Annotated in this window: 4 protein-coding genes; 1 reads left to right on the forward strand and 3 read right to left on the reverse strand. The window is 62.8% G+C overall.

Going from position 1 to position 7,142, the window contains the following annotated elements:
* Positions 1 to 207: 207 nt before the first annotated feature.
* The 3 genes from IE125_RS16690 to IE125_RS16700 form a co-directional block, all read right to left on the reverse strand.
* Positions 208 to 2,655, reverse strand: coding sequence for a membrane-bound PQQ-dependent dehydrogenase, glucose/quinate/shikimate family (locus IE125_RS16690; protein ID WP_189445825.1), 2,448 nt, complete (start codon positions 2,653 to 2,655; stop codon positions 208 to 210).
* 192 nt (positions 2,656 to 2,847) lie between these two features.
* Positions 2,848 to 3,381, reverse strand: coding sequence for a gamma carbonic anhydrase family protein (locus tag IE125_RS16695; protein WP_189445826.1), 534 nt, complete (start codon positions 3,379 to 3,381; stop codon positions 2,848 to 2,850).
* Between the two features lie 35 nt (positions 3,382 to 3,416).
* Complete coding sequence (locus IE125_RS16700; protein ID WP_189446052.1) at positions 3,417 to 4,757, reverse strand: sodium-dependent transporter; 1,341 nt, start codon at positions 4,755 to 4,757, stop codon at positions 3,417 to 3,419.
* Between the two features lie 260 nt (positions 4,758 to 5,017).
* Between IE125_RS16700 and prlC the strand changes: the two genes are divergently transcribed.
* Positions 5,018 to 7,069, forward strand: coding sequence for an oligopeptidase A (gene prlC, locus IE125_RS16705; RefSeq protein WP_189445827.1), 2,052 nt, complete (start codon positions 5,018 to 5,020; stop codon positions 7,067 to 7,069).
* Positions 7,070 to 7,142: the final 73 nt, after the last annotated feature.

Genomic DNA, 7,142 nt, shown 5'->3' on the forward strand with positions numbered 1-7,142 from the left:
TTCTTCGCTGCTTCCGAGAACCTGTCTCGTCGTCAGCGGATGCGTACTTTACGGATCGGCCGCCGACTTGGCAAGGCCTGTTTTCAACTTTTTTGACCCGACGGACCAATCCCCTTCACCGACGCCGCCGAGCGAGCGCACCCGGAGACGACAACGCCCGCGCAGGGCGGGCGTTGTGGCGTTGCTGATGGGTGAGATCGCGGCGAATCAACTACCCGCTGGCAGCGCGTAGGCGATGGTGTAATCCCCATACTTGGTGCCCATGGGCTCATGGCCCCCTGCCGTGATCACGACATACTCGCGACCGTCTTCGCCCTGATAGATCGATGGTGTCGACTGCGCACCAGCCGGCAATTCGACCTGCCAGAGCACCTCGCCGGTGTTTTCGTCGTAGGCTCGCAGCATCTGATCCGCCGTGCCGCTGATAAAGACGACACCCCCCTGGGTCACGACGCCCGAACCCAGCGAGAAGACGCCAGTCGGCAACGGAAGATCATGCTTGAATCCGAACGGTGCCGTGTGTCGCGTATCGCCGAGCGGTGTCGTCCATTCCACCTTGCGCTTGGCGAGATCGACCTGCGACAGCGTTGCCCACGGCGGCGCGATGCAGGGTGCCTGGATCGGGCTCAGGAACGGGTGCAAGGAGACCGCGTAAGGTTTGCCGTACTGCGGCTTGTATGGATTCTGGCCACCGTAGTGCGGCGGCGTGCCGTTGCCGTCCCACTGCTTGATCGGTCCTTTGCCGGCTGCCTGATCACGGGGAATCAGTCGTCCGACGAACGGCAGATAGTTCGAGACGATATTGAGCCGGCCCTGCGGATCCAATGAGGCGCCATACCAATCGGTCACGCCGTCGAAGGTCGGATACATCAGGCTCCCCTGAAGCGTCGGCGGAGATGCTTCACCCCCGTAGTAGAGCTCCTGATAGCGCGCTCGACACCACATCTGGTCGAACGGCGTGGCGCCCCACATGTCTGTCGCCTTCAGTTTCGCTGGCGTGAAGGAAGGCATGCCGGTCGAATGGGGCTGAGTCGACGATAGCCAGTCTTTCATCAGGCCGCCGTCGGGGCCGGTGTCCACTGACGTCTCTTCGACAGGCATCAGCGGCTTGCCGGTTTGGCGGTTGAGCACGAACAGCTGACCCCGCTTGTTGGTGGAGAGCAGGGCCGGGACGCTGTTGCCGTCTCCATCCGGCCACTGCAGCAGCGATGGCCCGATCGGCACATCGTAATCCCAGACATCGGTATGCGACTCCTGGAAATGCCACTTTTCGTTGCCGGTATGGATATCCAGCGCGACGATCGAGCCGGAATACTTCATGTCTGCAGCCGAGCGCCCCGGGCCATAGTAGTCCGGCGTCGTATTACCGAGCGGCGCATAGAGAATGCCGAGATCGGGATCACCGGTCATCACACCCCAGGCGTTGGGCGTACCGCGAGTGAAGGTTTCACCTTGAGCCAGCGGTGCGTTGGGATTCTCGCGACCGAGATCCCAGTGCCAGATCTCCTTGCCGGTGATCGGGCTCCAACCGCGAATAACGCCGGAGGGCTCGCCGACGAACCAGTTGTCGAGCACGTTACCGCCCGTCACCAGCACGTCGTCCATCACCAGTGGCGGGGAGGTCTGTACCAGCGCCCCGGGCGCGACGATGCCCATTCCCTGGCGCATGTCGAGAAGACCGTCGTTGCCGAAGTCTTCGCAGCGCTCGCCCGTCTGCGCGTCCAGCGCGACGATGAACGGCCCCATGGTCGGCGCCAGAATCCGGTTCTTGCAGGCCTGACTGCCGTCGCTCGCCTGATAGCCGGAAGGTGCCGAGTAGTAGCTCACGCCGCGGCAATTGACGAAGTTGTTCTGCGAATCATCGACATCGGTCGGCTTGGTCTTCCACTTCTGCTTGCCGGTGACCGGATCGAGCGCAATCACCCACGCGTTTGGCGTACAGGTATAGACGGTGTCACCCACCTTGATCGGCGTCGATTCGGCGCCAAAGTGGGGCGGCCCCTTGTCGGTGAATTTGAGATCGCCGCTCTGGTAGCTCCACGCCTCCTGCAATTTGCCGACGTTGTCCGGCGTGATCTGATCCAGCGGTGAATAGCGGCTGCCACCGTTGGTGCGTCCCCACACAGGCCAGTCAGCCTTGGCAGCGCCGAAATCCGGCACGTCGTATCCCTCTCCCCCGTGCGGAGATGCCGCGGTGGCCGTCGTGCGGTCCACCCAAGGCTGGGAAATCACCACACCGATGGCGATGACGACGAGGACCAACCCCACCGCTCCGGGGGCAATGGCGGCGACGCGATCGACACCTCTTGCCACCGGCCGCCATATCCAGGGCAGCATGAACAGCACCGCCAGCCCGATGGTGACATCCAGCCGCGGGATCAGCGTGTAGACAGTGTAGGCATTCCAGTCGACCTCGATGGCCGCCCAGATCAGCGTCGCGAGGAACAGGATCGCCTGCAGCCAGAACGCAAAGCGGCGGCGAACCCAGAGTCCGATACCGGCAATCAGATAGCCGATACCGATGATCAGATAGAAAGCGGTGCCGCCCTTGCTGAGCAGCCAGCCTCCTTCCAGCGCGAGAAGAAAGCCGAGGAGTGCGGCAATGAAGCCGACGAGACGTGCCGGCCAGACACGTTGGGTGGCGGGCGATGACATGAGCGTCGTCCTTGACGGTTGAGAGACAATCCCGGTGAAGAGACGTCAGCTCGATGGTGCGATGGCGATCCCTGCAGCGCCTTACATAACATCGATCAAACTAACGTCTCGTCACGAATAGCAGGCTTACCTTTCTAAAGGTAACGGGAAATCTCGACCCCGCAAGGCGATCCGTGCGTTAGTTGGCCGCAATCACTCGCCGGTGAGATGCTGGTCTTTCAATTTCACGTAGTTGGCCGCCGAATAGGCGAAAAATGCCCGCTCCTCCGGCTTCAACTCGCGCAGCGCCCTGGCAGGGTTGCCCGCATAGACATGGCCGCTCTCGAGCGTCTTGCCCGGCGGCACCAATGCGCCAGCGGCGACGATGACCTCGCTTTCGATCACGGCGCCATCGAGCACGATGGCGCCCATACCGATCAACACCCGATCACCGACCGTGCAGCCGTGAAGCGTCGCCTGATGCCCTACCGTGACTTCACTCCCGATGACCAGAGGGAAGCCGCCGGGATTGAAGTCACTGGCGTGAGTGCAGTGCAGAACGCAGTTGTCCTGAAGACTGGTCCGCGCACCGACGCGGATGCGATGGACGTCTCCCCGGATCGAGGCCATCGGCCAGACCGAGCAGTCATCGCCAAGTGCCACATCGCCGAGCACGACGCTCGTTTCGTCGACGAACACGCGCTCGCCAAGACTCGGGGTGACCCCCTGAAAGGTTCGTATCGTCATCGTTCGGCTCCTTGCAGTGAGCGAATGAAAAATCGTTACAGCAGCCCTGACAACAGCACGATCAGCGTCAGCGGAATCGAGACATAGCGAACCAGCGCACGCCACAGCCCGAACCCCCGACCCGATGCCCCCAACGCTGCCGAGGCCGCCTCCGGCGACATTCGCCAGGCGGCAAAGATGGCGATCAGCAGACCGCCAATCGGCAGGAAGAGATCGGTCGGTACCGTCGTCACCAGCGTGAAGAAGTTCATCTCGCCAATCCAGTGAACCTCAGCGAGCGTCGAGAACGACAGCACCGAGAGCAGACCGACGCCCCAGACCAGGGCGCCAATCAGAAGCGAAGCCCTGCCACGGCGCCAGCCGGCCCCGACCAGCATGGCCACCATCGGCTCGGCAAGATTGATCGATGAGGTCCAGGTCGCCACCAGCAGCAGCAGAAAGAAGGCCCCCAGCCAGATCTGACCACCCGGGAGCTCGCTGAACGCGATCGGCAGCGTCACGAACATCAGCCCAGGCCCCTCGCCCGGATCGAGCCCGTGCGAGAAGACGACCGAGAAGATGGCGATGCCCGACAGCAGCGCCACGCCGATATCGAGTAGCGCCACCGAGAAGACCGCCCGAAGCAGGCTCTGCTCTTCCGGCATGTAGGCACCGTAAGCCATCAGCGCACAGGCACCGACCGCCAGCGTGAAAAACGCATGCCCCATGGCATTGAGCACCACCTGCCAGCTGATCGCGGAGAGATCCGGCGTGAATAGCCATGCCATCGCTTCGCCGAAGCCCGACGTTGTCGTCGCATAGCCGCCGAGCACGATGAGAATCACGTAGAGCAGCGGCATCATGATGTTGTTGAGCTTCTCGATACCGTTGGCGATTCCCCCGGCAACGACCGACATGGTGATCAGCATGAACAGCGTATGGTTGAAGGTCATGCGCAGCGGGTCGGCGAGAAAGGTCTCGAAACTCGCCCCGATCTCCTGCGGCGAGCGGGCCACGAAGCCGCCGTTGATGGAGTCGACCAGATACTCGATCGACCAGCCGGACACCACGGAATAGAACGAGAGGATGAAGAAGACGGTCACGGCACCGAAGAGCCCCAGCCAGCGCCAGTGCGGCGAACGGCCTGCCTCCTCCGCCAGATAGGCGAGTGCCTGCATCGGGCTGCGCCGCCCCGCGCGACCGATGAGGATCTCCGCCATCATCATCGGCAGTCCCAGCAGCAGCACGAACACGATATAAAGCAGAAGAAAGACCGAACCGCCGTTCTCGCCGGTCATGTAGGGAAAGCGCCAGATATTGCCGAGCCCGACGGCGGCCCCGGTCACCGCCAGAATGAAGGCGCGACGTGACTGCCAGCGTTCCAGAGTTTCCTCGATCATCCTGCACCCTTCTCGACCATGGCAATCTCGACCTCGACCATGACAATGACGACCCGACCGATGCCACCCTGCCTTGCCGCGCTGTCCGCCGGATCGCTGGAAACTTCCCGAGAGAGACAAACTCCCAACCGGGAAGCGACAAAGGGCGCAGAGCGTACCAAGACGGATGGCGGCGGCCAAACCGACACGACGGCGTATTGAAAGCGCTGGCGCCCTCCCCCATGTTAAGGCCATCGACCCATTCGACCGAGGTGACCATGTCGAACAACCCGCTGCTCGAGCATCACACTCTGCCGCCCTTCGAGGCGATCCGTCCCGAGCACGTCGTGCCGGCCATCGAGAAGATCATCGCCGATAACCGACAGGCAACGGAAGCGCTCGCCGAACAGCAGGACGTCAGTTGGGACTCACTGGCAGCGCCGCTGGAAGCGCTGGATGACCGCCTCTCCCAGGCCTTCTCACCGGTGTCTCACCTCAATTCGACGATGAACAACGACGCGCTGCGCGATGCCTATCAACAATGCCTCGCGATGCTATCGGAGTACAGCACCTGGGTCGGGCAGAACACCACACTGTTCCAGGCCTTCGAACGGCTGCGCCATAGCGAGTCGTTCGCGACGCTGGACGAAGCCAAGCGCAAGGCGGTCGACAACACGCTGCGCAACTTCAGGCTGGCCGGCGTCGATCTGCCGGCCGAGAAGAAGCAGCGCTACGGCGAAATCCAGGCGCGTCTCTCGGAATTGGGCAATCGCTTCTCCAATCAGCTGCTCGATGCCACTCAGGCGTGGCACAAGGATCTGGATGACGCCGAGCGCCTTGCCGGACTCCCCGACAGTGCGCTCGAGACGCTGAAGGCCAATGCCGAGGCCAAGGGCATCGAGGGCTATCGCATCACGCTCGACGTGCCGAGCTTCCTGCCGATAATGACGTTCGCCGACGATCGCGAGCTACGCCAGGAAGTCTATACGGCCTACGTGACACGAGCTTCCGATCAGGGGCCCAATGCCGGTCAGCACGACAACGCGCCGGTCATTGAAGAGACGCTGGCGCTGCGCTCGGAGCTGGCAACGCTACTTGGCTTCGACTCCTACGCCGACTTCTCGCTGGCGACCAAAATGGCCGACTCCCCCCAGCAGGTACTGGGATTCCTCGAGGATCTCGCCGACCGCGCCCATCCGCAGGCGCAGCGCGACGTCAACGAATTGAAGGCCTACGCCGACGAGAGCCTCGGTCTCGGCGACCTCATGCCGTGGGATATCGGCTACGTCAGCGAAAAACTGCGCCAGGCCCGCTATGACATCTCCCAGGAGCAGCTGCGCCCCTACTTCCCTGCGCCCCGCGCGATCGAAGGGCTCTACAGAGTCACCGGCAAACTCTACGGCGTCACCATCGCGGAAAATACGCAAGCGCCGACCTACCACCCGGACGTGCGCTATTTCGAGGTGCGCGACGGCGATACACCGATCGCCGGCTTCTATCTCGATCTCTACGCCCGCGAAGGCAAGCGGGGCGGTGCCTGGATGGACGTCTGCCGTACTCGCCGCGAGCGCGAAGATGGCGAACTCCAGCTCCCGGTCGCCTACCTGACCTGCAATTTCACCCCTCCGGTCGGCGGCAAGCCGGCACTGCTCACCCATGATGAAGTGCTGACCCTGTTCCACGAATTCGGGCACGGCCTGCACCATATGCTGACGCGTCAGACCGTTGCCGATGTCTCCGGTATCAGCGGAGTCGCCTGGGATGCCGTCGAACTCCCGAGCCAGTTCATGGAGAACTTCTGCTGGGAGCGCGAAGGGCTCGATCTGATCGCGGGCCACGTCGACACCGGCGAGAAGCTGCCCGACGAACTGCTCGAGAAACTGCAGGCTGCGCGCAACTTCCAGTCCGCGATGCAGATGATGCGCCAGCTCGAATTTTCGCTGTTCGATTTTCGTCTCCACCACGAGCTGCAAACGCCCAGTGCACAGGACGTTCAGGCGCTGCTCGATGACGTACGGTCGCGCGTATCCGTCGTCCCCTCGGTCGCCTTCAATCGTTTCCAGAACGGCTTCGCGCATATCTTTGCCGGCGGTTATGCGGCGGGCTACTACAGCTACAAATGGGCGGAGGTGCTGTCCGCGGACGCCTACAGTGCGTTCGAGGAAGCCGGTATCTTCGACCCGGAGACCGGACGTCGTTTTCGCGAGGAGATTCTCGAGCGCGGCGGCTCACGCGACGCAGCCGAGCTGTTTCAGGCGTTTCGCGGCCGTGAGCCGAGCATCGAACCGCTGCTGCGTCATACCGGGATCGAATCCAAGAGCGCTGCCTGACGCTCTGGTGTTGATCTGCCACGCGCATCATCAGACCGCCGAGCGGGCGAGCGCCCGCTCGGCGGCGACAGTT

This window comes from Salinicola rhizosphaerae, from assembly GCF_014652715.1.
GTDB lineage: Bacteria > Pseudomonadota > Gammaproteobacteria > Pseudomonadales > Halomonadaceae > Salinicola > Salinicola rhizosphaerae.